This is a genomic window from Rubrobacter marinus, from assembly GCF_011492965.1.
Lineage (GTDB): Bacteria > Actinomycetota > Rubrobacteria > Rubrobacterales > Rubrobacteraceae > Rubrobacter_F > Rubrobacter_F marinus.
Window position 1 is genome coordinate 188,869 of sequence record NZ_CP045121.1, and the last position, 24,882, is coordinate 213,750.

Annotated in this window: 23 protein-coding genes; 12 read left to right on the plus strand and 11 right to left on the minus strand. The window is 71.4% G+C overall.

Annotated elements, in window-relative coordinates; all coding sequences use genetic code 11:
- Nucleotides 1–2: 2 nt before the first annotated feature.
- Nucleotides 3–470 carry a MarR family winged helix-turn-helix transcriptional regulator gene (locus GBA65_RS01080; RefSeq protein ID WP_166395007.1) on the minus strand — a complete coding sequence of 156 codons (468 nt, stop codon included), beginning with the start codon at nucleotides 468–470 and terminating at the stop codon, nucleotides 3–5.
- A gap of 73 nt (nucleotides 471–543) precedes the next feature.
- Here GBA65_RS01080 and GBA65_RS01085 point away from each other — a divergent pair, with 73 nt between their 5' ends.
- Nucleotides 544–1,512 carry a DNA-3-methyladenine glycosylase family protein gene (locus GBA65_RS01085; RefSeq protein WP_207956032.1) on the plus strand — a complete coding sequence of 323 codons (969 nt, stop codon included), beginning with the start codon at nucleotides 544–546 and terminating at the stop codon, nucleotides 1,510–1,512.
- 171 nt (nucleotides 1,513–1,683) lie between these two features.
- Here GBA65_RS01085 and glgP read toward each other — a convergent pair whose 3' ends face one another.
- The 4 genes from glgP to GBA65_RS01105 form a co-directional block, all read right to left on the minus strand.
- A complete protein-coding gene (gene glgP, locus GBA65_RS01090) occupies nucleotides 1,684–3,783 on the minus strand; it encodes an alpha-glucan family phosphorylase (protein ID WP_166395008.1) in 2,100 nt (699 codons plus the stop codon).
- A 108-nt stretch (nucleotides 3,784–3,891) separates the two neighbouring features.
- Entirely contained in the window at nucleotides 3,892–4,635 is a 744-nt protein-coding gene (locus GBA65_RS01095) for a hypothetical protein (RefSeq protein WP_166395009.1), read from the minus strand.
- 73 nt (nucleotides 4,636–4,708) lie between these two features.
- Nucleotides 4,709–5,098, minus strand: a complete 390-nt coding sequence (locus GBA65_RS23845) for a J domain-containing protein (protein WP_228282033.1) — start codon at nucleotides 5,096–5,098, stop codon at nucleotides 4,709–4,711.
- Nucleotides 5,099–5,525: 427 nt separating this feature from the next.
- A complete protein-coding gene (locus GBA65_RS01105; RefSeq protein WP_207956034.1) occupies nucleotides 5,526–7,685 on the minus strand; it encodes a PhoX family protein in 2,160 nt (719 codons plus the stop codon).
- Nucleotides 7,686–7,976: 291 nt separating this feature from the next.
- Between GBA65_RS01105 and GBA65_RS01110 the strand changes: the two genes are divergently transcribed.
- From GBA65_RS01110 to GBA65_RS01120, 3 genes are read left to right on the plus strand one after another with little or no spacing between them, the layout of a single operon-like run.
- Nucleotides 7,977–8,396, plus strand: coding sequence for a calcium-binding protein (locus tag GBA65_RS01110; protein ID WP_166395011.1), 420 nt, complete (start codon nucleotides 7,977–7,979; stop codon nucleotides 8,394–8,396).
- Complete coding sequence (locus GBA65_RS01115; protein WP_166395012.1) at nucleotides 8,393–8,848, plus strand: hypothetical protein; 456 nt, start codon at nucleotides 8,393–8,395, stop codon at nucleotides 8,846–8,848. Before GBA65_RS01110 ends, GBA65_RS01115 begins: the two co-directional genes overlap by 4 nt.
- 59 nt (nucleotides 8,849–8,907) lie before the next feature.
- On the plus strand, nucleotides 8,908–10,347 hold the full coding sequence (locus GBA65_RS01120; RefSeq protein ID WP_166395013.1) for an MFS transporter: 1,440 nt from the start codon (nucleotides 8,908–8,910) through the stop codon (nucleotides 10,345–10,347).
- Here the strand turns inward: GBA65_RS01120 and GBA65_RS01125 are convergent.
- A complete protein-coding gene (locus tag GBA65_RS01125; RefSeq protein WP_166395014.1) occupies nucleotides 10,344–11,759 on the minus strand; it encodes an MFS transporter in 1,416 nt (471 codons plus the stop codon). The two genes, GBA65_RS01120 and GBA65_RS01125, sit on opposite strands and share 4 nt — an antisense overlap.
- Nucleotides 11,760–11,922: 163 nt before the next feature.
- Between GBA65_RS01125 and GBA65_RS01130 the strand changes: the two genes are divergently transcribed.
- The 5 genes from GBA65_RS01130 to GBA65_RS01150 are packed head-to-tail and all read left to right on the plus strand — an operon-like array spanning nucleotide 11,923 to nucleotide 15,425.
- Nucleotides 11,923–12,333 carry a PaaI family thioesterase gene (locus GBA65_RS01130; protein ID WP_166395015.1) on the plus strand — a complete coding sequence of 137 codons (411 nt, stop codon included), beginning with the start codon at nucleotides 11,923–11,925 and terminating at the stop codon, nucleotides 12,331–12,333.
- Between the two features lie 10 nt (nucleotides 12,334–12,343).
- Nucleotides 12,344–12,970 carry a TetR/AcrR family transcriptional regulator gene (locus GBA65_RS01135; protein WP_166395016.1) on the plus strand — a complete coding sequence of 209 codons (627 nt, stop codon included), beginning with the start codon at nucleotides 12,344–12,346 and terminating at the stop codon, nucleotides 12,968–12,970.
- Nucleotides 12,971–13,528, plus strand: a complete 558-nt coding sequence (locus tag GBA65_RS01140) for a PaaI family thioesterase (protein ID WP_207956035.1) — start codon at nucleotides 12,971–12,973, stop codon at nucleotides 13,526–13,528.
- Nucleotides 13,525–14,526, plus strand: coding sequence for a quinone oxidoreductase family protein (locus tag GBA65_RS01145; RefSeq protein WP_207956036.1), 1,002 nt, complete (start codon nucleotides 13,525–13,527; stop codon nucleotides 14,524–14,526). The genes GBA65_RS01140 and GBA65_RS01145 overlap by 4 nt, the downstream gene beginning before the upstream one ends.
- On the plus strand, nucleotides 14,523–15,425 hold the full coding sequence (locus tag GBA65_RS01150; RefSeq protein WP_207956037.1) for an alpha/beta fold hydrolase: 903 nt from the start codon (nucleotides 14,523–14,525) through the stop codon (nucleotides 15,423–15,425). Before GBA65_RS01145 ends, GBA65_RS01150 begins: the two co-directional genes overlap by 4 nt.
- 14 nt (nucleotides 15,426–15,439) lie before the next feature.
- On the opposite strand, the gene GBA65_RS01155 is transcribed toward GBA65_RS01150, so the two are convergent.
- On the minus strand, nucleotides 15,440–16,657 hold the full coding sequence (locus GBA65_RS01155; protein ID WP_207956038.1) for a lactate racemase domain-containing protein: 1,218 nt from the start codon (nucleotides 16,655–16,657) through the stop codon (nucleotides 15,440–15,442).
- Nucleotides 16,658–16,871: 214 nt separating this feature from the next.
- On the opposite strand from GBA65_RS01155, the gene GBA65_RS01160 reads away from it, so the two are divergent.
- The 3 genes from GBA65_RS01160 to GBA65_RS01170 all read left to right on the plus strand — a co-directional run bounded on the left by GBA65_RS01160 (nucleotide 16,872) and on the right by GBA65_RS01170 (nucleotide 19,924).
- Complete coding sequence (locus tag GBA65_RS01160) at nucleotides 16,872–18,179, plus strand: MFS transporter (RefSeq protein WP_207956039.1); 1,308 nt, start codon at nucleotides 16,872–16,874, stop codon at nucleotides 18,177–18,179.
- Between the two features lie 102 nt (nucleotides 18,180–18,281).
- Nucleotides 18,282–19,010, plus strand: coding sequence for a lipoyl protein ligase domain-containing protein (locus GBA65_RS01165; RefSeq protein WP_166395017.1), 729 nt, complete (start codon nucleotides 18,282–18,284; stop codon nucleotides 19,008–19,010).
- Complete coding sequence (locus tag GBA65_RS01170) at nucleotides 19,007–19,924, plus strand: EamA family transporter (RefSeq protein ID WP_166395018.1); 918 nt, start codon at nucleotides 19,007–19,009, stop codon at nucleotides 19,922–19,924. Before GBA65_RS01165 ends, GBA65_RS01170 begins: the two co-directional genes overlap by 4 nt.
- Before the next feature lie 110 nt (nucleotides 19,925–20,034).
- On the opposite strand, the gene GBA65_RS01175 is transcribed toward GBA65_RS01170, so the two are convergent.
- The 4 genes from GBA65_RS01175 to GBA65_RS01190 form a co-directional block, all read right to left on the minus strand.
- The gene (locus tag GBA65_RS01175) at nucleotides 20,035–21,321 is read right to left on the minus strand and encodes an esterase/lipase family protein (RefSeq protein WP_166395019.1); all 1,287 of its coding nucleotides are present in this window, start codon (nucleotides 21,319–21,321) and stop codon (nucleotides 20,035–20,037) included.
- A 32-nt stretch (nucleotides 21,322–21,353) separates the two neighbouring features.
- The gene (locus GBA65_RS01180) at nucleotides 21,354–22,433 is read right to left on the minus strand and encodes an alpha/beta fold hydrolase (RefSeq protein WP_166395020.1); all 1,080 of its coding nucleotides are present in this window, start codon (nucleotides 22,431–22,433) and stop codon (nucleotides 21,354–21,356) included.
- Nucleotides 22,434–22,814: 381 nt separating this feature from the next.
- Nucleotides 22,815–23,693, minus strand: coding sequence for a M23 family metallopeptidase (locus GBA65_RS01185; protein ID WP_166395021.1), 879 nt, complete (start codon nucleotides 23,691–23,693; stop codon nucleotides 22,815–22,817).
- Between the two features lie 85 nt (nucleotides 23,694–23,778).
- Nucleotides 23,779–24,630, minus strand: a complete 852-nt coding sequence (locus GBA65_RS01190; protein ID WP_166395022.1) for an alpha/beta fold hydrolase — start codon at nucleotides 24,628–24,630, stop codon at nucleotides 23,779–23,781.
- Between the last annotated feature and the right edge of the window lie 252 nt (nucleotides 24,631–24,882).

Consider the following 24,882-nt stretch of genomic DNA (forward strand, 5'->3'; position numbering starts at 1 on the left):
ACTTACGACGCCTCCCCACCCGTCCGGCCCCGCTCCCCGGCGCCCAGCGAGTCCGCGCAGCTCTTCAGCGCCTCGAGCAGGCGCAGGCGCTCGCCCCGCTCCATCCCGGAGAGCATCCTCTCCTCGATCCCCACGACCGCCTGATGCGCCCGGAGAAGGAGATCCCGCCCCTCCCGCGTGGGGTAGGCCTGCAACACCCGCCCGTGCTCGGGATGCGCCCGGCGCGAGAGAAGCCCCGCGCCCTCGAGCTTCACCAGCACGCCGTTCATCGTCTGCGGCGTGACGAAACACCGCCGCGCGACCTCCGCCCCCGACAGACCCGTCCCCTCCGCCAGCACGCTCAACGCCGCGTACTGCGGCGTCGTAAGCCCCAGCCCCCGCAACGCGTCGTCCATCTCGAGCCGCAACGCGTGCTGCGCCCGCTTCATCTGATACCCGATCCTGCCTCCCAGCGTGTCCCCCGGCTCCAAAAAATCCCCCTCGTGATGTAAGGATACTGATATAATATAAGGACTCTGATAATTCTAGCAGGAGAGGAGATCCATGGCGTACGTAGCTCGGGGTGAGGCGGGAGCTCTTGTGGACCCTTCCGGGGTGGGGGAGGGCGTGACGGGTTCGTTCGAGCTCGTGCCGCGGGGGCCGTACTCGCTCGCGGCGAGCGCGAGGTTCCTCGAAGGGTTCGCCCCGGCCGCTTACGACGGAGGTGGTGCCGACGATCTGCGGCTGGCCTTCGTCGCCGACGGGGGAGAAGAGGCTGCTGGCGTGCACGTCCGCGAGGAGGAAGGGAGGGTCGTCGGTGAGGTCTACGGCGGGGCGGACGCGGGGGTAGTCCGCAGGCAGGTCGCCCGCATCCTCTCGTTGGACGTGGACGGCAGCCGTTTCCCGGAGGCCGGGGCGCGGGATCCGGTCGTCGGGCGGCTGCAGGTGCGTTACCCGGGGCTCAGGCCGGTCTGCTTCTACTCGCCCTACGAGGCGGCGGCGTGGGCGATCATCGGGAACCGGGTCCGGATCGTGCAGGCCGCCAGGATCAAGGCGGGCATGGCGCGAGAGCTCGGGCCCGTCGTGGAGGTGCGCGGGGAGCGTGAGTACGCCTTCCCGGGTCCGTTGCGGCTCGCGGCGCTGGACGGCTTCCCCGGGCTCTCCGGCCGGAAGGCGGAGTATCTGCGGAGCCTGGGAGAGGCGGCCGTCGAGGGCAGGCTCGACGCCCCGCGGCTGCGTTCCCTGCCCGTCGAGGAGGCGCTGGAAGAGTTGAAGAAGCTGCCCGGCATAGGGCCGTTCTCGGCCGAGCTGATCCTGCTGCGCGGGGCGGGCGAGCCGGACCACCTGCCGACGAACGAGCCGAGGTTGGGGAGGGCCGTCGCCCTCGCCTACGGGTTGGATGGGCCGCCGGCGCCCGGAGCGTTGCGCAGGGTCTCCGAGAGCTGGCGCCCGTACAGGACCTGGGTCGCGTTGCACCTGAGGGCGGCGCTGGAAGAGGAGACGGGCGAGATCCTCGGGGGCGGCAGAGGTTAGATCCCCTTCCCGCAGCGCAAGCTGGGCGCCCGGGATCGTGCCGGCGAATCGATCGAGGATGGATCAAAGAAAAAGAGGCTCCGATCACGGAGCCCCCTGGATCTTCTGAATAACAAGAGCCGGCGAGCACGCAGGGTATGCTCGCCGAGGACGGAGGTTGGGGAGAGGGGGTTATCCGGCCCTGTTGGCGCGCGGGACGTAGAGCTTGTGGACGTAGTCCTGGACCATGCGCTGGGTGGAGAAGGTCGGGGCGACCGTCTGGATGGCCTCCTTCATCACCCGGACCCAGCCGAGGGGGACTCCCTCGGCGTCCCTGTCATAGAACAGCGGGACTAGGGAGTTCTCGAGGGTGGAGTAGAGAGACTCGGCGTCGACGCGGTCGCCCTCCTCCTCGGAGGCGTACTCCACGGGCTCGCCTACGGCCCAGCCGTTCCTGCCGTTGTATGCCTCGGGCCACCAGCCGTCCAGCACGCTGAAGTTGGGGGCGCCGTTGAGGGAGGCCTTCTGGCCGGAGGTGCCGCTCGCCTCCAGGGGGCGGCGTGGGTTGTTCAGCCAGACGTCCACCCCCTGCACGAGGTGGCGGGTGACGTTCATGTCGTAGTCCTCGAGGATGACGAGGCTCCCGGCGAGGTCGTCCTCCTCGGAGGCCCAGTAGAGGGCCTCGATGAACGCCTTGGCGGGCTCGTCGGCGGGGTGGGCCTTGCCGGCGAAGACGAACTGCACGGGGCGGTCGGCGCCCCCGATGATCGCGCGGAGACGTTCCGGGTCGGAGAGGAGGAGGGTGGCCCGCTTGTAGGTCGCGAAGCGGCGGGAGAAGCCGATGGTGAGGGCCTCGGGGTTTATCTCCTGCGGCACGTCCCTGCCGGTGCGCTCCTTCTGGAGCTCCAGGCGGGCGTTGACGAAACGGGCCATCCCCCGCTTCGTCCCCTCGTGGGCGCGCCAGAGCTCGCCGGAGGGGATGCCCGCGACAAACGACCAGGCGGCGGGGTTCTCCACCTCGCGGCGCCAGGCGCGGCCCCCGCAGTGGCGGTCGAAGAGCTCGGCCAGCTCGGGGGCGAGCCAGCTCCAGGTGTGGACGCCGTTGGTGACGGCCAGGATGGGGTCCTCGCCGTCGGGGCGCTCGGGGAAGAGGTACTTCCACATGTCGAGGGAGACGTCGCGGTGGAGCTTGGAGACGGCGTTGCGGCCGCGGGAGAGGTTGAAGGCGAGGACGGTCATGTTGAAGGCCTCGCCCCAGTCCTCCCGCTTCCGGCCCAGGGCCCAGAGCCCCTCGCGGTCCGTGCCCAGCTCCCCGGGCCAGTCGCGGGCGAACTCGTCGAAGAGATCGGGGGCGAAGGCGTCGTGGCCGGCGGGGACGGGGGTGTGCGTGGTGAAGACCGTGCTCCCGGCGACCTTCTCGGTGGCGGCCTCGAAGGTCTCGCCGGCGGCGACGAGCTCCCTTACCCTCTCGAGGCCCAGGAACGCGGCGTGGCCCTCGTTCATGTGGTAGACGTTCGGGCGGAGGCCGAGGGCGCGCAGGGCCCTGACGCCGCCTATCCCCAGGATCATCTCCTGCGAGATCCTGGTCCGCTGGCCGCCCCCGTAGAGGCGCGCGGTGAGGAGCCTGTCCTCCTCGGAGTTCTCCTGCAGGTCGGCGTCGAGCAGGTAGATGGCGGTCCGCCCGACCTCGACCTTCCAGACCTTGAGGGAGAGCTCGCGGCCGGGCAGCGCGATCCCGACGATCACCGGGGCCCCGTCGGGGGAGAGCGCCGGGCTTATGGGGCGGCTCTCGGGCTCGAAGGGCTCGTAGACCTCCTCCTGGCGCCCCTCGGCGCTTATGCGCTGGCGGAAGTAGCCTTGCGCGTAGAGGATGCCGACCCCGACGAGCGGGAGGCCGAGGTCCGAGGCGCTCTTTACGTGGTCGCCGGCGAGGACGCCCAAGCCCCCCGAGTAGATCGGCAGCGACTCGTGCAGCCCGAACTCGGCGGAGAAGTAGGCGACGCGCGCATCCGTCCGGGGATAGACGTGCCCCGCCCAGGTGCCCTGCCCGTCGAGGTAGCGGTCGAGGTCCTGCACGGCGAGATTGTAGAGGGCGACGGTCGCCGGGTCCTCGGCCGCGCGCCCGAGGTTCTCCGTCTCCCGCAGGAGGCGGACCGGGTTGTGCTCCGTGCTCTCCCAGAGCTCCGGGTCGAGGCGCGAGAAGAGCGCTTGCGTCCCGGGGCGCCAGGTCCAGAGGATGTTCCGCGCCAGCTCCGGCAGCCTGCTCAGCCTCTGGGGTACGCTCTCTCGCATGGCAAGTCCTCTCAATCTGTAACTCTCGAACTCGTACGGCGGACAGCGCATTCTATGACCTGAGCGTCCGCGTGCAAGCCGCCCCCGGCGGGCGGATCGAGAACGGGCCTACCCCCGCGGAGCGGAGAGGTCGTCGAGGAGCTTCCTGAGCCTCGGGCCAAGCTCCTCGACCTCGTCGGCGGTGCAGCGGACCTGCACCTGTATAACCACCCGCGCCTCGACCCCGCGCGAGGCGTCCACGGAGACGCTCCCCGAGACCTCCGCCGGGGCTTCGCCGCCGGGGGAGGGGATGGTGACGCCCACCTCCCCGTCGGGCTCGCCCCGGGGCTCCTCGGAGAGGTCGTCGTCGGGGACCGGGGGCTCGCCGAAGTTCGCGACGAGGCGGTCTTCGTTCTCCCTCAGGAGGCCCGAGGCTTTCAGGATCTCGACGACGGCCGCGGCGCCGGACATCGTGGGCTTGTTGCGGGGCACGCGCGCGGCGTTGGCGATGTAGGCGAGCAGGGCGTGGCGCGTCATGCCGTTGCGCAGCTTTACGGCGGAGACGATGTTCTGCAGGAACTCGTCCTTCGCGACGATCTCGCGCCACTGCCTGCGCGCCTCCTCGGGGGTGCCCCGCCACAGCGCGCGGGCCAGGGCGCGCCCGTCGCCCGTGACGAGCTTCTTGTCCCCGCCCCTCAAGACCCCTATGCCGGTCAGAAACGCGTTGTTGCGGGTGGCGCTCGCCTGGTGGGCCGGATCGAGCTTGCCGACGTCGCCCGGGTTGGAGGCCCCGTCGCGCGTGCCGTAGGCCACGATGATGTTGACGAGCTCCGCGTAGCCCGAGCCGGGTAGCCGAAAACCTTCCTCCGCCAATACGCTCCTCCGATGCTCCGCGATCCTCAAAGGCCCCTCCCGGGGCCATTCTGCACCCCGGAGGGGCCCCGCACTACCTCGCGCCGGTGCTCTTCTTGCGCTTGATCTCGCCGTAGGCGGCGTTTATCTCCTTCATCCTGAGCTCCGCCATCTCCCGGACCTCGGGCGCCAGGGAGGCGACCCGATCGGGGTGGTACATCCGCGCCTTCTTTTTGTAGGCGGCGTGGACCTCCGCCTGCGACGCTCCGGGCTCGACCCCGAGGACCTTGTACAGGGTCTCGTTCTTCTCGGCCTCCGCCTCGGCGTTGCGCCGCGCCCTGGCCTCCCGGGCGGTGCGGGCGTCCCCCCTCGGGGCCTCCTCCTTGCCCGACCCGAACGGCCGCGCGAACCGGACCGCCCTCGCCTTGTTCGAGACCAGGAGGCGCGTCGTCTCCCCCTCGGAGATCCCGGTGATCGCCAGCATCCCGTACGCTACGACGGAATGCTCCGAGCCCCGTCTGCCCCGCCGGGTGCCGTTCGTCCCTAGGAGGCTGCCCGCCTCCCCGAGCACCTCCGCGTCGGACGGCACCTCGCCGTCCTCCGCCCGGCGAGACTGGCTGTAGACCACGCCGAAGGAGTCGTAGGAGACGGGCTCGTACCGCTCCCCGCCGTAGGAGAGCACGCACTCCGGCAGGAAGAACAGCCGCGTCTCGCCGCCCTCGATCCCCCAGATCTCCACGTTCGCCGAGAAGTCGGGCGTCTCCGCCTGGCCTATCGAGACGGGCTGCCTGTCGCCCACCGGGGCCGCGGCCCCCTCGACCTCGACCCCCTCGCCGTCGACGCGCCAGACCTTCTCCGACCCGGCGAGCGCCTCGCAGGCCTTCTGAACTTCCGAGAAGCGCGCCTTGGCTTCAGCGTCGAGGTTGTAGAAGAGCTCGACCCTGGGGGCCCCGGAGCCCCTCCTGCCGAGCAGGAAGGCCACCGCGAGCCCCAGCAGGAGGACCGCCGCGCCGAGCGCGTAGGAGACGAGCAGGCCGGCGGCCACGGCCGCGACCGCCGCCCCGAGCGCCGCGTACAGCGCCACGCTTCGCCCCCTGGGGCGCGAGGAGCTGCGCGAGTTTATCGCCGCAAGTTTCTGTTTGGTAAGCATTAACATCATTATCGGACGGAACGCCCGAACGCTTAAGCGCCCCCGCTCGGGGGGAGCGGGGGCGCGCTTGCGGGGTGGGGGAGGGACGCCCCCGCTTACTCGAAGCCGGTGATGGCGACGACCGCGGGGCGGGGATGTCGCCGTCGGGCCAGACGCTCGTCGGCTCGTCCACGTTCTCGGTCTCCTCGCCGGGGTGCTGGACGGCGAGGAAGAGGGTCCTGCCGTCGGGGGTGAAGTACGGGCCGGTCAGCTCGGCCTGCACGGGCCCGCTCGCGAACTGGAGGACGTCGCGGTTGGCCCCCCCGGCGCCGCCCGGCATCACGAAGGCCCCGTTGTTCTTGAAGGTCCTGTAGATGCCGTCGTTCAGGGAGCTCGAGGAGATGTCGGTCACGACCCAGAGGTTGTCCCGGAGGTCGAAGGCGAGGTTGTCGGGGCTCGCGAAGCCGGACTGGGGTCCGCCGGTCGCGAAGACCTCGAAGGTGAACTCCTCCGCCTCCGCGTCGCCGCCGGATTCGGCGATCCTCAGGATCTGGCCGTAGAAGTTGCCGTGGTCGGTGTTGTTGGTGAGGGAGGCGTAGACGGTGCCGTCGGGCGCTACCTCTATGTCCTCGCAGCGGTCCATCGGGGTCCCTATGGGGTCGCCGTCCTCCTCCTCGGCGAGGGCCGCGGCCTCGGGGGCGCGCACCAGGACGTCGGCCTGGCCCGCGAAGCCGTTGTCGCGGAAAAGGGGGTTGTTCTCGAAGTCGAGGGCCACCCACCGGCCGTTGGCGAAGTCGGCGACGTAGAGCATCCCGTCCGAGAGGAGGTCCATGTTGGCCTCCCGGTCGTCCGGCGAGTAGGTGCCGGAGGAGATGAACTTGTAGATGCACTGGTCTTCTTCGTCGTGGCCGGTGTAGACGACGACCCTGCCGCCCTCGGAGACGCGGATGGCGGCGTTCTCGTGGCGCAGGCGCCCGAGCCAGGTGTGCTTTCTGGGCTTGGACTCCTTGTCGAACGGGTCCACCTCCACCACCCAGCCGTAGTGCTCCGGGGGCTGCGCCGAGGCCGGGTCGTCGAGCCAGCGGTAGGTCTCCGCGATCTCGAGCCCTTCGGGCTGGTCGTCCTCGCTCTCCCCGGCCTCGTCCTGGCTGCCCTCGGAGCGCTCGCCGTAGTAGTCTTGGAAGTTCTCCTCGCAGGTGAGGATGGTGTTCCACGGCGTCACCCCGCCGCCGCAGTTGGCGAGGGTGCCTATAAACTCGGTGGCCCCGCCGACCTCCTCGGCCCCCGCGGCGGGCCCCGTGACGTCCATCGGCGTCGTCGCGTCTATGCGCCGGTTATAGCGCTCGTCCTCGACGAAGGCCCAGGAGTTCCCCTCCTTGCGCACCAGGAAGACCGAGCCGCCGACCACGGCCTTCTCCCTGGCGATCTGCGCGGGGGTCTTGGTGGTCTGGCTCTCCGGGTCCTGATAATCCGAGACCCACTTGGCGTCGGGGTACTCGTGGCCGACGTAGAGGATACCCTCCTCGCTGTTGTCCCCGCCCTCGAGGGCGTCTATCGGGAGGTAGGCGACGAAGTCGTTGTTGTAGCCGTACGGCGCGCCCGGGGCGACGTCGTCGCCCCACTTGCGCACGACGTCGTAGCGGAAGCCTTCGGGCAGGATCAGCTCGTCGGCGTCGCTGGCTTCTATGGGCGTGAAGAACGACGCGTCGCCGCTCGCGGCCTGGCCCTGCGCCTGGGCGCCGGAGTCGTTCCGGGCCCCTCCCTCCTGCCCGCCCTCGGCGCCGCAGCTCGTGAGGACGCCCGCGCTCCCGGCGGTTAGGGCCGCCGATCCCGCACCGAGAAAGGTCAAGAAGCGCCGCCGCGTCATGCCCGCGGGGGCGGGCTCCGGGCGCCTGTCGCGCTTCTCCTGCTTGATCCTCTGCACGTCCGGACCCTTCTTCACGCCCGGTACCTCCCACGCTAGACCACGGTGACTGGCGCTCATAGTAGGGAAGCCCGCCCCGGCCCTGGTTTCACGCGCGTGAACGTATCGTTAAATAGCGGTGCAAGCGGGGCGTAAGGGCGGGGATCGGGGCCCCCGACCGGTTTAACCAACCTTTAAATGCGATGTTTCGCCGCTTTAACCACGGCCGCGACGCGCCCCCCTACAATCGTTGCAGGTATGGAGCAGCGCGCCACACCTCGCCGCATCGCCCCTCCTGGCCTCCCACCCCCTCAGCCCAAGGAGCACGCCGTGAGCTTGACGCAGGAGAGGCACGCCGTCCCTCGGGACCCCGCCGGAGCGCCGCGAGCCGGAGAGCTCGCGGCCCGCGACAGCCGTGCCTCCTGGGCGGCGGTGCTGCTCGTCGCCGCCGGTCTCCTGCTGATGGCCCCCACGGCGGCGCAGGCGCTGGTCTCCGGCGTGTACGGCTCCGAGGACGGCGAGGTGCTGCGCGGCTCGGACTGGGACGAGAGGGTCACGGGCCTCGGGGGGGAGGACGAGCTGTACGGCGGTCCGGGCGCGGACAAGCTCTCCTCGGGCGCCGGGGACGACTTTCTGGAGGCGAGCGACGGGGAGCGCGACCTCGTGAGCTGCGGCCGCGGGGTGGACGTCGCGAGCGTCGACTTCGTAGACCTCGTCGCCGACGACTGCGAGAGGGTCTACCCCGGTTGAGCCGGCTCGCCCGACCCCCGTACGCCGCAGAGCCCCGCTCCCCGGCGCCGGGCGACCCCGGGCGGCGCGACGCGACGGGGCGGGCGGTCGCGCCCGCGGCCCTCGCCCGGCGGGCCGTCGTCGCGGAGCCGTGTCCCCGGCTCAGGGCCGCCATCGAGCAGGCTCTGCGCGGCGAGGGGTACCGGGTGGTGGACGGAGGCCTCCCCGGCGGCTCGGAGGGGACGGTGATCCTGCTGGCGGGGGACGGGGACGGGCTCCACGTCCTCGAGGCGCGCGACGTCGCCGGCGCCCTGGTGGACCTCTGCGGGGGCCAGGGTATGCCTCGCGGCGTGAAGTCCCCCGCCCTCGGCATCCACGCCTTCCTGCCGAGGCCCTTCGGCGCGGCGGACGTCCTGCGCGTGGCGCGGGCCGTCGGCGGCTTCGACCCCAGGCGGAGGGCGCCCGAACCTTAAAGCCCGGCGCGAGCTTCGTGCGCGTCTCCCCTCCCCGGCGGGTGCGAGAATGGTCCCCTATGGACCGTGCCGCGCAGAGAGAGCCCGGGGTCGAGGTCCCGGACTTCCCGTTCCGGGCGCTGCTGGCGGTCGTCGCCTTCGCGGTGTTCGTGATCGTCATGAACGGCTCGATGACGAACGTCGCGCTCCCGACGATCGGGGACGAGTTCGGGGCGACGGAGGCCGAGGCGGGGTGGGTGATCACGGGCTACCTCCTCGTCTTCGCCGTCGGCGTCCCGCTCTACGGGCGGCTCTCGGATGTCTACAGCGTGCGCAGGATCTTCTGCGTCGGCCTCGCGGGCTTTGCCCTGGGCTCGCTGGTCTGCGCGTTCGCGCCGAGCCTCCCGGTGCTGGTCGCCGGACGCATGCTGCAGGCCGCCGGGGGCGCGGCGATCCCGGCGCTCTCGAGCACCTCCGTCGCCCGCCTCCTGCCGCCCGGGAGGAGGGGCGGCGCCCTCGGCCTGATCGTCTCCAGCGTCGGGGTGGGGGGCGCCGTCGGCCCGGTCGTGGGCGGCATAGTCGTGCAGTTCGCGGGATGGCACGCCCTCTTCTACGGGACGCTCCTCCTGGGCCTCCTGCTCATCCCCGCCGCGCTCCGCGTCCTGCCGGAGACCTCCCCCGAGGGGGGCGCCTCCTTCGACCTCCCCGGCGGCCTCCTCCTCGCGCTCACCGCGGGGCTCGCGCTCTTCGCCGTCACGGAGGGGCAGCCCCTCGGCCTCTCCTCGCCCGTCCTGTGGGGGTCTTGCGCGGGCGCCCTGCTCTCGGGGGCGGCGTTCGCCCGCCGGATCACCAGGGTTCCCGCGCCCTTCGTCTCCCCGCGCCTGCTCACGAACCGGGCGTACCTGGCGTGCTCGGCGGTGGGCTTCTTCGGGATGCTGGCGAACCTGACGAGCATCGTCTTCGTGCCGCTCCTCCTGCTCGACGTCAACGGCCTCGGCGCGGGCGCGGCGGGGCTCGCGCTCGCGCCCGGCGCCGTGGCCGTGGCCCTCCTCTCCCCGCTCGCCGGGAGGGTCTCGGACCGCACGGGCCCCGGGCCCCCGATCGTGGCCGGGATCCTCGCCCTCTTCCTCTCCCTGCTCGTCCTCTCGACCTTCGGGGCCGGCGGCTCCTACCTCGTCGTGACCCTGGGGATGCTCGGCGTCGGGGTGGGCTTCGCCGGGTTCACCTCCCCGAACACCAACGCCACCGCCAACACGCTCCCGCGCGAGGAGATCGGGGTGGGCCTGGGCATCTACCAGATGCTCTTCTTTCTGGGCGGTGGCGCGGGACCGGCGATCGTCGGCTCCTACTTCGCCGCCCGGTCCCCGGACGCCCGCGCCCTCAACCCCTTCTACGCCGGGACCCCGAACGCGGCGCCATTCTCGGACGCCTTCCTCCTGCTCGCCCTCTGCGCCCTTTTGGCGCTGGTAGCCGCCGGGTCCGGACTGCTGTCGCGGCGGCAGCCCGGGGACAGGGGCTAGGGGGCGGCCCTCGCCGGCGCCTCCTCCGACGCCGCTTCCTTGCGCGGAGCGCGGACGTACAGGAGCGAGACCGCCGCCCCCGCCAGCAGCACGAGGGCGCAGATGATTCCCGCGAGGCGCAGCCCCTCGGCGAACGCCGCCCCTCCCTCGCCGGCGACGAGGGAGCCCAGCAGGGCGACGCCGAGTACGCCGCTCGCCTGCCGGCTCGCGTTGACGATGGCCGAGGCTATCCCGGCGCGCTCGACGGGCGCCGAGGAGACGACCGCGGCGGTGGCCGGCGGCAGGATGAGCCCGCCTCCGGCCCCGACGAGCAGCAGGTTGGGCAGGAGGGCCGCGTACGACACGTCTTCTCCCGCGAGGACGAGGAGGAGCGAGCCCACCCCGGCCAGCCCGAGACCGGCGACCAGAGGCGTCCGCAGCCCCAAGCGCGCCACCAGCCTTCCGGAGACGACCGAGGCCCCGAACGTGACGAAGGCGAGCGGCAGGAAGGCGAGCCCGGTGGCGACCGCCCCGTACCCCAGTACCTCCCCGAAGAAGAGCGAGAGCAGGAAGAGCTGCCCGTAGACGCTGAAGGTGAGCGAGGCCCCCGCGAAGGTGCCCGCCGAGAAGGTCGCGTTCCCGAAGAGCCCGAGCGGCAGCATCGGGCTCGCGCCGCGCCGCTCGAGGCGGCGCTCGACGAGGACGAAGGCCGGGGCGCAGACGGCGAAGACCGCGAACGCCAGGAGCACGGACGTCCCGCCCCACCCTCGGCCTCCGGCCTCGATCAGGGCGTAGGTCAACGAACCGAGCGCGAGGATGCCGAGCGCCTGCCCGGCGAGGTCCACCCCCCGGCCCGGAACGAGCGCCGAGCGGGGGACGAAGCGCACGGCCAGCGCGGCGACGACCACCACGAGCGCCACGTTGAGCCCGAACACGCTCCGCCAGCCCAGGGAGCCGGCCAGCAGCCCGCCAAGCAGCGGGCCCATCGCCACGCCGAGACCGGCCGTCGCGGACCAGAGCCCCACCGCCCGAGCCCTCTCGGCGGGCTCCCGGAAGGCGGCCGAGATCAGGGCGAGCGTCGCCGGGACGACGAGCGCCCCCCCGACACCGAGGAGCGCCTGGAGCGGGATCAGGACCGCGAGCGTCGGCGCCAGGGCAGAGAGCCCAGAGGCCAGCGCGAAGAGGCCGAGCCCCCACAACAGCACCCGCCGCGCCCCGAGCCGATCCGAGAGCGCCCCCGCGGTGAGGAGCAGGCTCGCGAAGACGAGCGTGTACCCGTTCAAGACCCACTGCAGCCCCGAGAGCCCGCCGCCGAGGTCCGCCCGTATCGCGGGCAGCGCCGTGTTCACGCTCGTGGCCCTCAGAATCGCCACGAAGAACCCCAGGCAACTCGCCAGCAGGACGAGCTTCTTCATCCTATCCCCGTCGCGCATGACCCTCCCCCGAATTGCGGTCGAGTCGCCGTCCACGTCGAGCTTCGCGCCCCAGCTTCACGGCTACCCTCTCCTCTCGCTCTTGACTCCACGGACGAGGGGAACAATAATACCGACCAGTTGGTTTGTAAATAGTGGAAGCTGGCGGAGGGAGAGACGGGCGATGAAGACGGATCAGATCGAGGACCTCAAGGAGAGGGAGGGGCTGGTCAGGGACCTGGGGATCGAGTACGTGGAGCTGAGCCCCGAGAGGGTGGAGATGAGTATGCCGGTGGATGCGCGTCACGTGCAGCCCCTCGGATTCCTGCACGGCGGGGCGAGCGTGGTCCTGGCCGAAACCGTCGCGACCACGGGGGCGTGGCTCAATTGTCCCGACGGCAAGGTCGCGTTCGGGTCGGAGATCAACGCGAGCCACCTCAGGCCCAAGCGCTCCGGGACCCTGGTCGCGGTCGGGACGCCGTTGCGCAGGGGGAGGAACAGCCAGGTGTGGCAGGTCGAGATCCGGGACGAGGGCGACAAGCCCGTCTGCGTCTCGCGCTGCACCCTGGCCGTAGTAGACGTACCGGAGGGGTGAGGACGCCGTGGTGACGAAGGGCGAGAGGACGCGGCGCCGGATCGTCGAGCGCGCGGCGCCCGTCTTCAATACGAGGGGGTACTTTGGCGCCTCCATGGGCGACCTCGTGCGGGAGACGGGTCTAGAGAAGGGCGGCATCTACAACCACTTCGGCAGCAAGGAGGAGCTGGCCCTCGCCGCCTTCGACTACTCCGTAGGCGTGATGAGCGAGCGGTTCGACGAGGCGCTGGAGGGACGGATGGGGACCCTGGAGAAACTCCTCGCCGTCGTCGGCGTGCTCGGGGGCATGGCCGAGGACCCGCCGGTCAGGGGCGGCTGCCCCGTGCTCAACACCGCCATCGAGGCGGACGACGCGCACCGGGCGCTCAAGGAGAGGGCGCGGGGGGCGGCGACGGACTGGCTCCGGCTCGTCGGGAGCATCGTGAAGGAGGGCGTGGCGAGCGGGGAGCTGGAAGGGGGGACCGACCCTCGAAAGGTAGCCAGCGTGGTCGTGGCTACGCTGGAGGGCGCGCTGATGCTCAGCAAGCTCAACGACGACCCGGCGCACATGGAGCGGGCCGTGGAGCACCTGGAGGAGTACCTCCGCTCGCTGTCGCGCCCCGATGCGGGGAGCGCGCAGGCGGGGAGGGGAAGCTAGGTGGGCGTAACCGCGAACCGCAGCCGCACCGTGAGCTGGCAGGACCCGCTCGCGGGTGCTGAGGCGGCGAAGGAGATGAGCGGGCTGGAGTTTCTGCGCTCGATGGGCCGCGGGGAGCTTCCCGGCCCGCCCATCGCGGAGCTCATGGGCTTCGGGGTCGCCGAGGTCGAGGAGGGCCGGGTGGTCTTCGAGTGCGTCCCCGCCGAGTACCACTACAACCCCATCGGGACCGTCCACGGCGGCCTCGCCTGCGCCCTCTTCGACTCCGCGATGGGCTGCGCCGTCCATTCCGAACTCCCCGCCGGGGTCGGCTACACGACCGTCGAGCTCAAGGTGAACTTCCTGCGGCCCATCGGCATTCGGACCGGGCGCGTCCTGTGTGAGGGGAAGACGATCCACGTCGGCGGGCGCATCGCCACCGCCGAGGCGCGGCTCCTGGACGAGGGGGGAAGACTCTACGGCCACGCGACCACGACCTGTATGATCTTCCGCGGCGAGAACGGCGGAAACGACCGCAAAGACGCCGGCCCGGTCGGCGAGGGGGAGGGAGCTAGTTGAGCGAGACGATGAGGGCCGCGCTCGTGCGGGAGTTCGGGGGACCGGAGGTGCTGCGCGAGGAAGAGGTTCCGCTCCCCGCGCCCGGGGAGGGCGAGGTCCTGATCGAGCTGGAGGCCGCGGGCGTCAACCGGGCCGACGCCCTGACCAGGAGCGGCCGCTACCACGCCGCCGGACAGCCCCCGATAGTTCCGGGCTTCGAGGGCAGCGGCGTGGTCCGTCAGACCGGCGCGTCGGTGACGGACGTGGGCGTCGGGGACCGCGTGTTCGCCTTCGGCGGCAGGCCGGGCTTCTACGCCGAGTACGCCGCCGTCCACGAGGGGCGCGTCGTACGCATGCCGGACGGCCTGGGCTGGGATGCGGCGGCGGCCCTCCCCGTCGCCCCGCTCACGGCCTTCTACTGCCTGAGGCGACTGGCCCGCGTCGAGCCGGGGGAGACGGTGCTCGTGTGGGCCGCGGCCAGCGGGGTCGGGGACGTGGCCGTGCAGCTCGCGAAGGCGGCGGGGGCTACCGTCATAGCCACGGCCGGCTCGGACGAGAAGCTCGACTGGGCGCTGGGGAACGGCGCGGACCACGGGGTAAACCACTCCGGCGAGAGCGTCGTGGACCGGGTTCTGGAGCTGACCGGCGGGGCGGGCGCCGAGGTCGTGCTCGATACGGTCGGGGGCGCCCGTTTCGGGGAGAGCCTGAAGGCGGCCGGCCACGGCGGCCGGGTCGTGGCCCTCGCGAACGTCGCTTTGGAGGAGAGCGTGATCGACACGCGCGACTTCTACCCGAAGAACGTGGCGATCTACGGCTTCCAGGTCACCAACCTCATGCAACGCCTCGGCTACGACCCGAGGGAGGACCTCGCGGAGCTGGCGAGCGCCGTGGTAGCGGGCGACCTGAAGGTCCACGTTGACCGGACTTTCCCCCTACGTGAGGCCGCCGGGGCCCACCGCCACCTCGAAGGCCGTCTGAACCGGGGCAAGGTCATGCTCCACCCCGGGGAGCGAGGGTGAACGACCCTCTCGGCGGTTTCCCGAAGCCCTCGCCGCCCCCCGCCCCGGTCACCACCGACCTCTCCGGCTTCGAGGAGAGCGTCGAGCACCGCTACGCGGAGAACGACGGGGTTCGTCTGCACTACGCGGCTCTCGGCGAGGGGCCGCTCGTCGTCATGCTGCACGGCTTCCCGGACTTCTGGTACACGTGGCGGCACCAGATGGCGGGGCTCGCCGGCGCCGGCTATCGCGTCGCCGCGGCCGACCTGCGCGGCTACAACCTCTCCGACGCGCCGCAGGGGGCGGGGAGCTACGGCATGCGGGCGCTCCTCGGAGACGTGAGCGCCGTGATCCGGGCCGAGGGCCGACAGGGCGCTACGGTCGTCGGCCACGACTGGGGCGGCGCCATCGCCTGGCAGTTCGCCACGAGGGTGCCGGAGATGATCGGGGCTCTCGCCGTCCTCAACCTCCCGCACCTCTCGGGCCTCACCCGCGAGCTCGCCGAAAACCCCGAGCAGTACGAGGCGAGCGCCTACACGCGCCGCTTTCAGGAGGAGGGCGCGCACGAGGAGCTCGACGCCGTGACGCTGGCGCGCTGGGTCTCGGACTCGGAGGCGAGGCCCCGGTACGTTGAGGCCTTCGAGCGGTCGGACTTCGAGGCGATGCTCTTCTATTACAAGCGCCACTACCCGCGCGAGCCCTACCGGGCGGCGGGACCGCCGGAGGCGCGGGTGGGATGTCCGGTGCTCCAGATCCACGGCCTCGAGGACCCGTACCTGCTCCCCGGCGCGCTGAACGGGACCTGGGAGTGGGTGGACGGCGTGCTGACGCTCGTCACCGTCCCCGGGGCTGGCCACTTCGTGCAGCAGGACGCCGCCGACCTCGTGACCCGCAGGATCCTGGCCTGGCTCCCCCGGTGAGGCCGGGGCGCTCCTCAGGCCTGGGCCCGGGCGCGTTCGGGGTACGGGACGGTCATCGGGCCCTCGGGGAGGACGGCTATGGGGGCGTCCGGGCCGATGCGGTCCAGCTCCTCCCGGATGCGCGCCGTAATGTCGGCGACCGGCTCGATGTGGACGCGGCGGACGGCGTCGGGCTCGATCTCGCTGTACAGCCCGACCCTGGCCTTCTGCAGGATCAGGGCGAAGAGCTGCACCTGCCACTGGTCGTACGTCGAGAAGCCGGGGGAGTAGATGGTCTCCAGCATCGCCTCGGGCGAGTCGTGCTCCAGCAGCATCTTCCGGAAGTTGCCGTGGTCCGGGAAGCCGTCGTTGCAGCGGGAGGCGACGAGGATGAGGCCGCCCTCGGAGACGATCTGGGCGGCGGCGGACATCCCCTTCACCGCCTGGTAGAGGTTCTGGTCCAGGGGATAGCCGCCGTTAGAGGTGACGACTATGGGGTACTCCCGCTCGCAGGCGACCATCACGGAGGCGAGCGAGGCCTCACATCCCCTCGCGTGGGCCGCCAGCGTCTCGCCGCAGAAGAAGCCCGTGATCTCGCGGTCTCGGTTCTGCGTCACGTTGATGCAAAAATCGACGGGCAGCAGCGAGCCGTTGGCCCGGATACGCTCCTGGGTCGGGTTGTCTTCGAGGACGCCCCAGTTGCTCCTGGCGTGGCCGATTATGGGGGCGCTGTGGTAGTCCATCACGGAGTTGATGTCCGCCACCGCCGGGAAGATGCCCTTGTACCCCCCGGAGAACCCGGCCATGAAGTGCGGCTCGATAAAGCCCATCACGATCCTGCGGTCGGCCTCGACGTACTCGCGGTTCATGTAGACGTCGCGCCCGCTCACCGGGGAGGTGCCCGCGAGCTCCATGGTGGAGGGGTCGTGGGCGTTGTGGTTGACGACCCGGTACCTCGCGTACACCTCCGGCCCGACCATCGCCTCGAGCTCCTCCTCCGTGTTCGCGCGGTGGGAGCCGGTGCCGTTCACGATCACGACGTTCTCGGGCGGCACGTGCGCGAGCTCCTCGAAGAGCCACGGCAGCAGGCGCTCGCGAGGGAGGGCGCGGGTGCCGTCCGGGATGACCACGGCGAGCTTCTCGCCGGCGCCGACGATCTCCTTCAGGGGGCGGGCGTCGATGGGCTGCCTCACCGCCTCCAGAAACGCCGCCCTCTCGTCCGGCAGCCCCGGCTCGGGCTTGGGCGCCAGCACGGTGACGTCGTCCGAGGGTATCTCTACCCCGAGCTCGCCCCGCCGTATTGCAGATGCGTCAACATGATCTCAAGACCTCCTCGCGGCGCTCCCTCCGCGGAGACGCGCCGCCACCGTTCTCCCGACGTACGGGTCATTGTGTACCAGGGCGCGCCTTCCCACACGCCCGCGGAGGACGTCGCGGTAAGATGGCCCTTCAAGGAAAGGAGACGGCTTGCAGAAGGCGATCGGCGGGCGGTTCTACTACGGCTGGGCCGTGGTGGCCGTCGTCTTTCTGGCGCTCCTCGTCTCGGCGGGGGTGCGGGCCGCGCCGGCGGTCTTGATCAACCCGCTCGAGATGGAGCTCGGCTGGAGCCGGGCCGCGATCTCCTTCGCCGTCTCCATCGGTCTCCTCCTCTACGGCCTCTCCGGTCCGGCCGCCGGCTGGCTTATGGACCGCTTCGGCCCCACGAGGGTCGTGCTCTTCGGCCTCGTCGTGATCGGGGGGAGCACCCTGATGGGCGCCGCCATGACCCAGCTCTGGCAGCTCAACCTGTTCTGGGGCGCCCTGAGCGGCATCGGCACGGGCGTCGTCGCCCCCGTCCTCGGGGCCACCGTCGCCAACCGCTGGTTCGTCGAACGGCGCGGCCTCGTGCTCGGCATCCTCGGGGCCGCAGCCTCCGCCGGACAGCTCGTCTCCGTCCCGGCGCTGATGTGGCTCGTCGTCGCCGTCGGCTGGCGCGAGGGGACGGTCTACCTCGCGATCGTGACGCTCCTCATCCTCGTCCCCGTCCTCCTCTTCATGCGCGACGACCCGTCCCGGATGGGGCTCCGGCCCTACGGGGAGGGGGAGAAGGGGGCGAACGCGGCCGAGGAGAGCCCGGCCCCCGAGCCCGGAACCGCCGTCGCGAACGCCGAGCGCGAAGAGGGGGGAGGGGTGCTCCGGCGGGCCACGAGGGCCCCAGAGTTCTGGCTGCTCTCGGGGAGCTTCTTTATCTGCGGGGCATCGTCCAACGGGATCATCGGGGTCCACTTCGTCCCCCACTCCATCGACCACGGCATCCCCGAGGTGACGGCCGCGAGCGTGCTGGCGCTTATGGGGGCGATGAACTTCGTCGGGACGATCGCCTCCGGCTGGCTCACGGACCGCTACGACCCGAGGACGCTCCTCGCGGTCTACTACTCCCTGCGCGGCCTCTCGCTCCTCCTCCTGCCGTTCGTCGACGCGTTCGCGGGGCTCGCCATCTTCGCCATCTTCTTCGGCCTCGACTACATCGCCACCGTCCCCCCGACCGTGGCGCTCGTCGCGGACCGCTTCGGCCGGGCGCACGTGGGGACGGTCTTCGGCTGGGTCTTCTTCGCCCACCAGATCGGAGCCGCCCTCGCCGCCTACCTCGGCGGCGTCGCCCGCGACTCCCTCGGCGACTACACCGCGGCCTTCCTCGCCGCGGGGGTACTCGCGATCCTGGCCGCCCTCATGGCGAGCCGCGTGAGCCGTGCGTCCCTCCCGCCGGCGGGCGCCGGGGCGCGTGGCGCCGCTTGATCCCGGCTGTAGACTAACCACCGACGTAACGGGATCCTCGAAGAGAAAGCGAAGGCGCACGCCATAGACCTCCTGACGCCGAAAAGGTTCGAAGACCCCGGGGTGGCCTACGCCTACCAACGGGCCGTCTTCGAGGCCGTCGCGTCGGGCGAGAGGCCCCCGACGGTCTCCATCACCCCCACCGCCCTCCACGTCGGCGTTACCAGGCGCGACACCCGCCGCCGCGGCTTCGAGGGGGCGGTGCGGGCCGCGAACGAGGAGGGCTACCCGGTCCTCGTCCGGGGCGCGGGCGGCGGCGCGACCGCGGCCGGTCCGGGAACTCTGGGCTTCTCCATCATCCGCCCGTCGCGGCCGGAGGACGCCCGGCGCGGGGTCGGGGAGCGCTACGACGAGGCCGCTTCGTTCGTGCTCGCCGCCTTCGCGCGCCTCGGCTTCCGCGGGGCGGAGGTCGGCGAGGTCCGGGACGAGTTCTGCCCCGGCGACCACAGCATCAGGGTGGGATCTTTCGAGGGCGGCATGAAGCTCGTCGGCATCGCCCAGCGCCTGACGAGCCGGGCCGCGAGCGTCGGGGGGATCGTGCTGGTGCACGGCGAGGGCGACCTGGCGCGCGTCCTCGGCCGCGTCTACGGTGCTCTCTCCCTTCCTTTTCGCGCCGGGAGCGTCGGGAGCCTGAGCGCGGCCGGGTGCGGCGCGAGCGTCGAGGAGGTCGTGCGGGCCTTCGCGGAGGAGGCCGGGGCGCGGTACGGGGCGACCCCCGTGCCCGTGGACGGGCGGCTCATGGACCTCGCCCTCGCCGGACGCCTGGACCACCTGGTGCGTCTGCCCGCGTGAGCGCGCCTTCGCGCGGGGCGGCGGAGCCGTCGAGGCCGCCCCTGGCCCCGATAGGGCTCGTGCTGGGCTCCGTCTGCTCGGTCCAGATCGGGGCGGCCATAGCGAAGGGGCTCTTCGAGGACCTCGGGCCCGCGGGGACGGTCTTTCTGAGGACGGGCTTCGCGGCGCTGGTCCTGATCGCGATCTGGCGCCCCTGGCGCGCCCTGCGCACGGCCAGGCTCTCGAAGGACCCCGCCGAGCGCGGCTCCATCCCGACCCTCCTCGCGTTCGGTCTCGCCCTGGCCGCTATGAACCTCTGCTTCTACGCGGCCCTGAGCCGCATCCCCCTCGGCATAGCGGTGACGCTCGAGTTCACGGGCCCCCTCGCCGTCGCCGTCGCGGGCTCGCGCCGCGCCCTGGACGTGTTGTGGGTGACGCTGGCCGCCGCCGGCATCCTGCTGCTCGCGCCGCTGGGCAGGCTCTTCGGGGCGTCATCGGGCGGCGTGGACCCTTTAGGCGCGGGGCTCGCGCTCCTCGCCGGGGCGTTCTGGGCGGCGTACATCCTGCTCGCAGGAAGGACCGGGCGCGCCTACCCCGGCGGGGCCGGGCTCGCGCTCGCCATGGGCCTCTCGACCGTCCTGCTCCTGCCGGTGGGCGTATGGGACGCGGGGGCGGCCCTGCTGAACCCCGTCCTGCTCGCCGCCGGCTTCGGGGTCGCGATGCTCTCCTCGGCGATCCCCTACTCGCTGGAGATCGAGGCGCTCCGCCGCCTCCCCGCCCGCGTCTTCGGGGTCCTCATGAGCCTGGAGCCGGCCGTGGGGGCGGCGGCGGGCTTCGTCGTCCTCGGCGAGACGCTGAACGCGAGGAGCGCCACGGCCATCGCCCTCGTCGTCGCCGCGAGCGCCGGCGTCTCCCTCGTCCGGAGCAAGGCGTGAGGACGGCCCGGGGCGCGCGAGACGGACAGCTCTCGCGGAGGGTGGTGCCCAGGCGAGGACGCCCTCCGGGAGCTAGCCGCCCTGGGCGCGGTTGGGGAGCGCCCGCCGTTTCACCTCCCGAGCCAGGCTACGACCTGATCCTTGGAGGCCGTCCCCCATCCCAGTTCCAGGTGGTTCAGGTAGACGGTGGTCCTTCCGGCGACGGTCCCCACCCCCTGGGTGCTCGACGAGCTGTTCGCGAACACGACGCCGTCCGAAGGGCCCGTGTGCTCGTTGTGGATCGTCGGTATATCGGCCTGGTTGCCGGAGAGCAGGTAGGTCGGGACGGAGGCGGGGATGCCGGCGTTCAAGATCGGCGCGACGAGAGACCCTTCGGCTATGGCGCGGTCTATGCCGTAGCCGTAGGTGTAGACCCCCTGCCCGCCGTAGTACGTCGTGTACCAGTCCTGCTCGTAAGTGGGGAGCCCGTAGACGCCGTCCCAGCGGGCGAGCATCTGTCGCTGGCCGGGGTAAGGGTCTCCTTGCGGGGTCCTGAAGATGGAGAGCTCGGGGTGGTTGCGGTTCAGGCCGTAGCAGACCATCTCCGTGTGCGGGGCCGGGGCGTTCACCGAGCCGCCGCACTCCGGGAAGATCTGGAAGTCGTGCGACCAGCCGTGCCGGAAGATGTAGTCGAAGCCGCGGTTGGGGTTGCCGATCAAGACGAGCTTGCGGACGTCGCCGCCGTAGGCCGTCCCCCAGCTCTTCTTCACGGAGGAGGCGTACATCCTGGCGGCGAAGGCGCCCTTCGACCAGCCCACGACGTCTACCTTCGAGGCCCCCGTCTTTTGTTTGATGATCTTGACGGCGTCCCCGATCTGCTCGGACCAGTAGTAGTTGTCGCCCTGCTTGTGGGGGAAGCCGATGGCGAAGACCTCGTAGCCCCTGCTCGAGAGGTGCTGCATCATCCCCGTGGACGGGCAGGAGATCGCGCCGCAGCCGTAGGAGCCTAGCTCGTTCGGGTTCGCCCATGCCCTGTCCGGGTTGTCGTTGGCGCCGTGCACGAGCAGCACCGGCGTGGGGACCGTCCCCGTCCTCCATCCCGGGGCGTGGTACAGCAGGAAACGGCTGGAGTGCGGCTGCTTGGCGTTGCCGAAGAAGGTAAGCCTCTGGCCGTCCTGGTTGCCCCGCCCGTCGGGCGGGTAGTCCTCGGCGAGAAAGCCGGAGCCGTCGTCTTTCCATCGCTCCACCCGCTCCCAGCCGTTCGCGACGGAGGTGTAAGTGGCTTCGAGGGTGCGCGAGGAGGTAGCCTCCGCCCCCCTCTGCGCCGGGAGGACCGCGAGAAGCGCCACAACGGCGAGGAGGAGCGAGGCCAGGAGCGAGATCAGCCTCGCCCCGTTGCTTGCATCTGCCTTTTGCACGTTTTCTCCTTGCGAAGGACCGGGGCAGGGCGCTACTTCGAGGTCGCGGCGTCGAGGAAGCCGACGAGGAGACGCCGGAACTCCTCGGGCTTCTCGACGTGCGGGGTGTGCCCGCACTCCTCCAGGACCTCCTCGCGGTAGGAGCCGCCGGCGGCGGCGTAGGCCTCGAGGACGGCCCTGGTCTGGGAGACCATGGGTTGGGGCGGGAACTTATCTTCCCCGGGCCACCCGGGTACGGCATCCATCTTGCCCAGGGTGCCGAAGTCCAGGTACGAGCCGTCGGAGACGATGGCGTCCTCGGCGCCCCGGATCCAGAGCACCGGCGGCTTCGGCTCGATGCGCGCGAAGCCCGAGAGGTCGCAGTATTTCGGCGAGATCGCGTTGTTCATGCCCCTCGTCCCGGGCGCGACGCCGGGCCAGTTGTCCGAGGTCGTCATGTCGCCGGGGTAGTTCTCCTCCCCGGTCTGCGTGCTCAGCACGGAGGAGAGAAACACCTCCTCGCGCTCGGGTTGCGCCCTGAAGGATCGGGCGAAGTAGAAGCTGTTCATGACGTTTCTGGGCGAGTTGGGGTCGTCCTCGGTCCGGTCGTTCGCGCCGAGGCGCCCGACGAACTCGGGGTTGGCCGTCCCGCCCCCGCTCCCCGCGAAGTCCGGCCAGCACGGGGCACCCGACTCGTCCTTTGTTCCGCCGAAGCCGTAGGGGCTCATCGGGTTGATCAGGGCGAGCGAGGCGACCGCGTCGGGGTGCTCGATGGCGTACTGCATCACGACGCTGCCCCCGGCGGACCAGCCGACGAGGTGGACCTCTCCAAGCTCCAGAGCGTCCACGAGCGCGCGCAGGTCTTCGGAGAAGTCCGCCAGGCCCCGCGTAGCGTCGAGCGGCTTCGTCTCGGAGCCGCCGAACCCGCGCAGGTCCGGCGCCAGCCCACGGTAGCGGCCGAGCGAACTCAGCGCCGCGAGCGTCCCCTCGAAGAACCGCGAGGACGAGGCGTTGCCGTGAACGAAAACCACCGGGACGCCGTCTTCCGGACCGCTCTCCAGGAGTCGGGTCCTCAACCGGCCGGTGTCGGCCGTCCTCGAAGAGACCCCTTCGAGCAGAACGTCTTGCGCCATGCGTACTCCTCCCCACTCTACGCAACCCCCGAAGCCCCGGGCTCCAGAGCCCCGACACGAAGGGCATGCGCCGGAACCGCGCGTGCCCGATCACCCCGGGCCACTCTACCCGAGGCGCAAGGCCCATGCCACGGGAGACGTCCGTGCCTTCGGCCGAGCCGCGCCTGCCCTCCGGCGCCCCCTCCCGACCGGAGCGTGCTCCGCGATCGGCCGTAGCCTCTCGGTACGGTCCTCGCCCAGGACCCGGGGGAGCGCCGGACGAGGCCGGTCGCGGCGCCGGTGGGCGGAGACGGCGATCCGAGGGCCCGGAGCGTCGAGGCCGCATCCCGCGTAGAGGAGGCGCCCCGTTCCCCCCGCAGGACGAGGACCTCGACCGCGGCGTCAGGTGCTTCGAACGCGTGTGCCTCGCCTCGGGTAGAGCCGCGACGCGGGCGCCTCGCCGTCGAGCGAGACCCCGTCGAACGCGACGGGCAGGCCGGCGGCTTGGAAGAAATCGGCGCGGTCTTGCACGTGGAAGTGCAGGTGAGGCTCCGTGGAGTGGCCGGAGTTGCCGCAGCGGCCGATCTCCTGCCCCGCCTTCACCCGCTCGCCGACGGCTACCCGAACGCTGCCCGGGATCAGGTGCGCAAGGAAGCCGTACTCCCCCTCGGCGTGCCGGATCGTGACGAAGTTCCCCCGGAAGTCGTCGGTGAGGAGGTCCACCCATCCCGTGCCCGCACCCGGTGCGTCGCGCACGCCGTCGCGCAGCTCCACGACCAGGCCGTCGGCCGGAGCGAGGATGGGAGCGCCGTAGCATCGGTAGTCTTCCAGATGCTCCCCCGCCCGAGACCAGCGCCGCAGCGATCCGTCGACCATGACGAAGTCGTAGGCGTAGCGCTGGGCCACCACGTCCCAGGAGTGAGACGTCGCCTCGTCGGGGCCGCCGTTGTAGACGTACCACTCCCCCCGGAAGGGGAGCGAATAGCGCGCCTCCTGCCGATACGCGGCCGGTTCCGCGACGGCGCGAGCGGCGGCGCTGCTGTTGCCCGAGATCTGGCGCGCCGCCTGCCGCCGCATGGACGGTACGAAGAGCATCGACAGCACGGACGCCATATAGCGCGCCTGGAACGCCCACCTCCCCCGCGCGGCGGGCGGCAGCGGCGGCTCGGGCCGCGTGTCCCCCCCGCGCCGCCCGGCGAGGAGCAGCCAGGCCAGCAACGCGAGAAGCACGGCCGACCCTGCGTACCTCCACCGTCCCGACCCCGGGTTCCTCCTGCTCATCCCTCTCCTCCCGCGGACCTGCGCCGGGTCGCGTGACACCTCCCGAAGCACGCGACGCGATGGCGCCGAGCCGGTCCTGCCGCGGCTACGCGCCGACTTGGCCTGCCTTCGCCGCCTTGCCGCCCAGCAGAAACCTCCGTACCTCCTCGTTGAAGGCCTCCGCCCGCTCGTCGTGGGGCAGGAGGGCCGCGTCCCGGAAGACCCGTAGCTCGGCTCGCGGGTTGCCCCTCGTGAAGACCTCGGCCTGCCTCAGGGGCGTCGTCCTCGCCTCCTGGCCCCAGGCGAGAAGGGTCTTCTGGGGCACCCGCGACCAGAGCCCCTTCAGCCCGAAGTTGAGCTTGCCGGAGACGAACGCCGCGGCGAGGTGCTTGGCGCCGGGCTGGTGACCCGTCCGGTAGTAGTCCCACACGAGATCCTCGTCGACGAGCCCCCCGTCGTGGTACGCGATCCTCCCGAGGTAGTACCGGATGCCGGCCTTGGAGACGATGGCGTTGTATAGCCCGTCGCCTATTACGGGCGCCCGGAACGACGCGTGTATCGCGTCCCCGAGCCGACCGCTCGGCCGATCGAGGCTCCCGAAGCCGGTCGGGCAGATCAGGACGAGCCTCCCGAAGAGCCTCGGAGAGCGTACCGCCACGGGCACGATGAGCGCGGCCGAGAGCGAAGAGGCGACGAGGTGCGTCCTCGCCCCGATCACGTCCCTCGCGAAGCCCTCGACCTGCTCCGCCACGTCGTCCGGCCCATACCCGCGCTCCGGCCTCTCCGAGGCCCCGCAGCCCAGGAGATCGATCGCGTAAACCCGGAAGTCCCGCGAGAGCGCCTCGAAGTTCCTCCTGAACTCGAACGACGAGGCCCCCGCGTACACCCCGTGCACCAGCAGCACCGGCGGAGCCCCGGCCTCACCGGCGACCGCGTACGCGAGCTCCCCCCTCGCCAACGGTAGCGCCCCTCCTCGCCCCCGAGCCGCGCCGGCTCCCCGACCTTCTCCAGCCTCCGGTTCGCCACCGCGAGCCCGCCGGCCAGAAGCCCCGCGACGCCCAACACCCTCCGCAACCTCATCGCCCCGCCCGCACCCCCTCGCCGGAGAGGCGGGACGGTGCCCCAGCGCACCCCCCGGCCCCAGCCCGCGTGCTAGAAACCGACAACTCCCTATCTTAGCCGTTGACAACCACCCTTTTGCGAATAATAT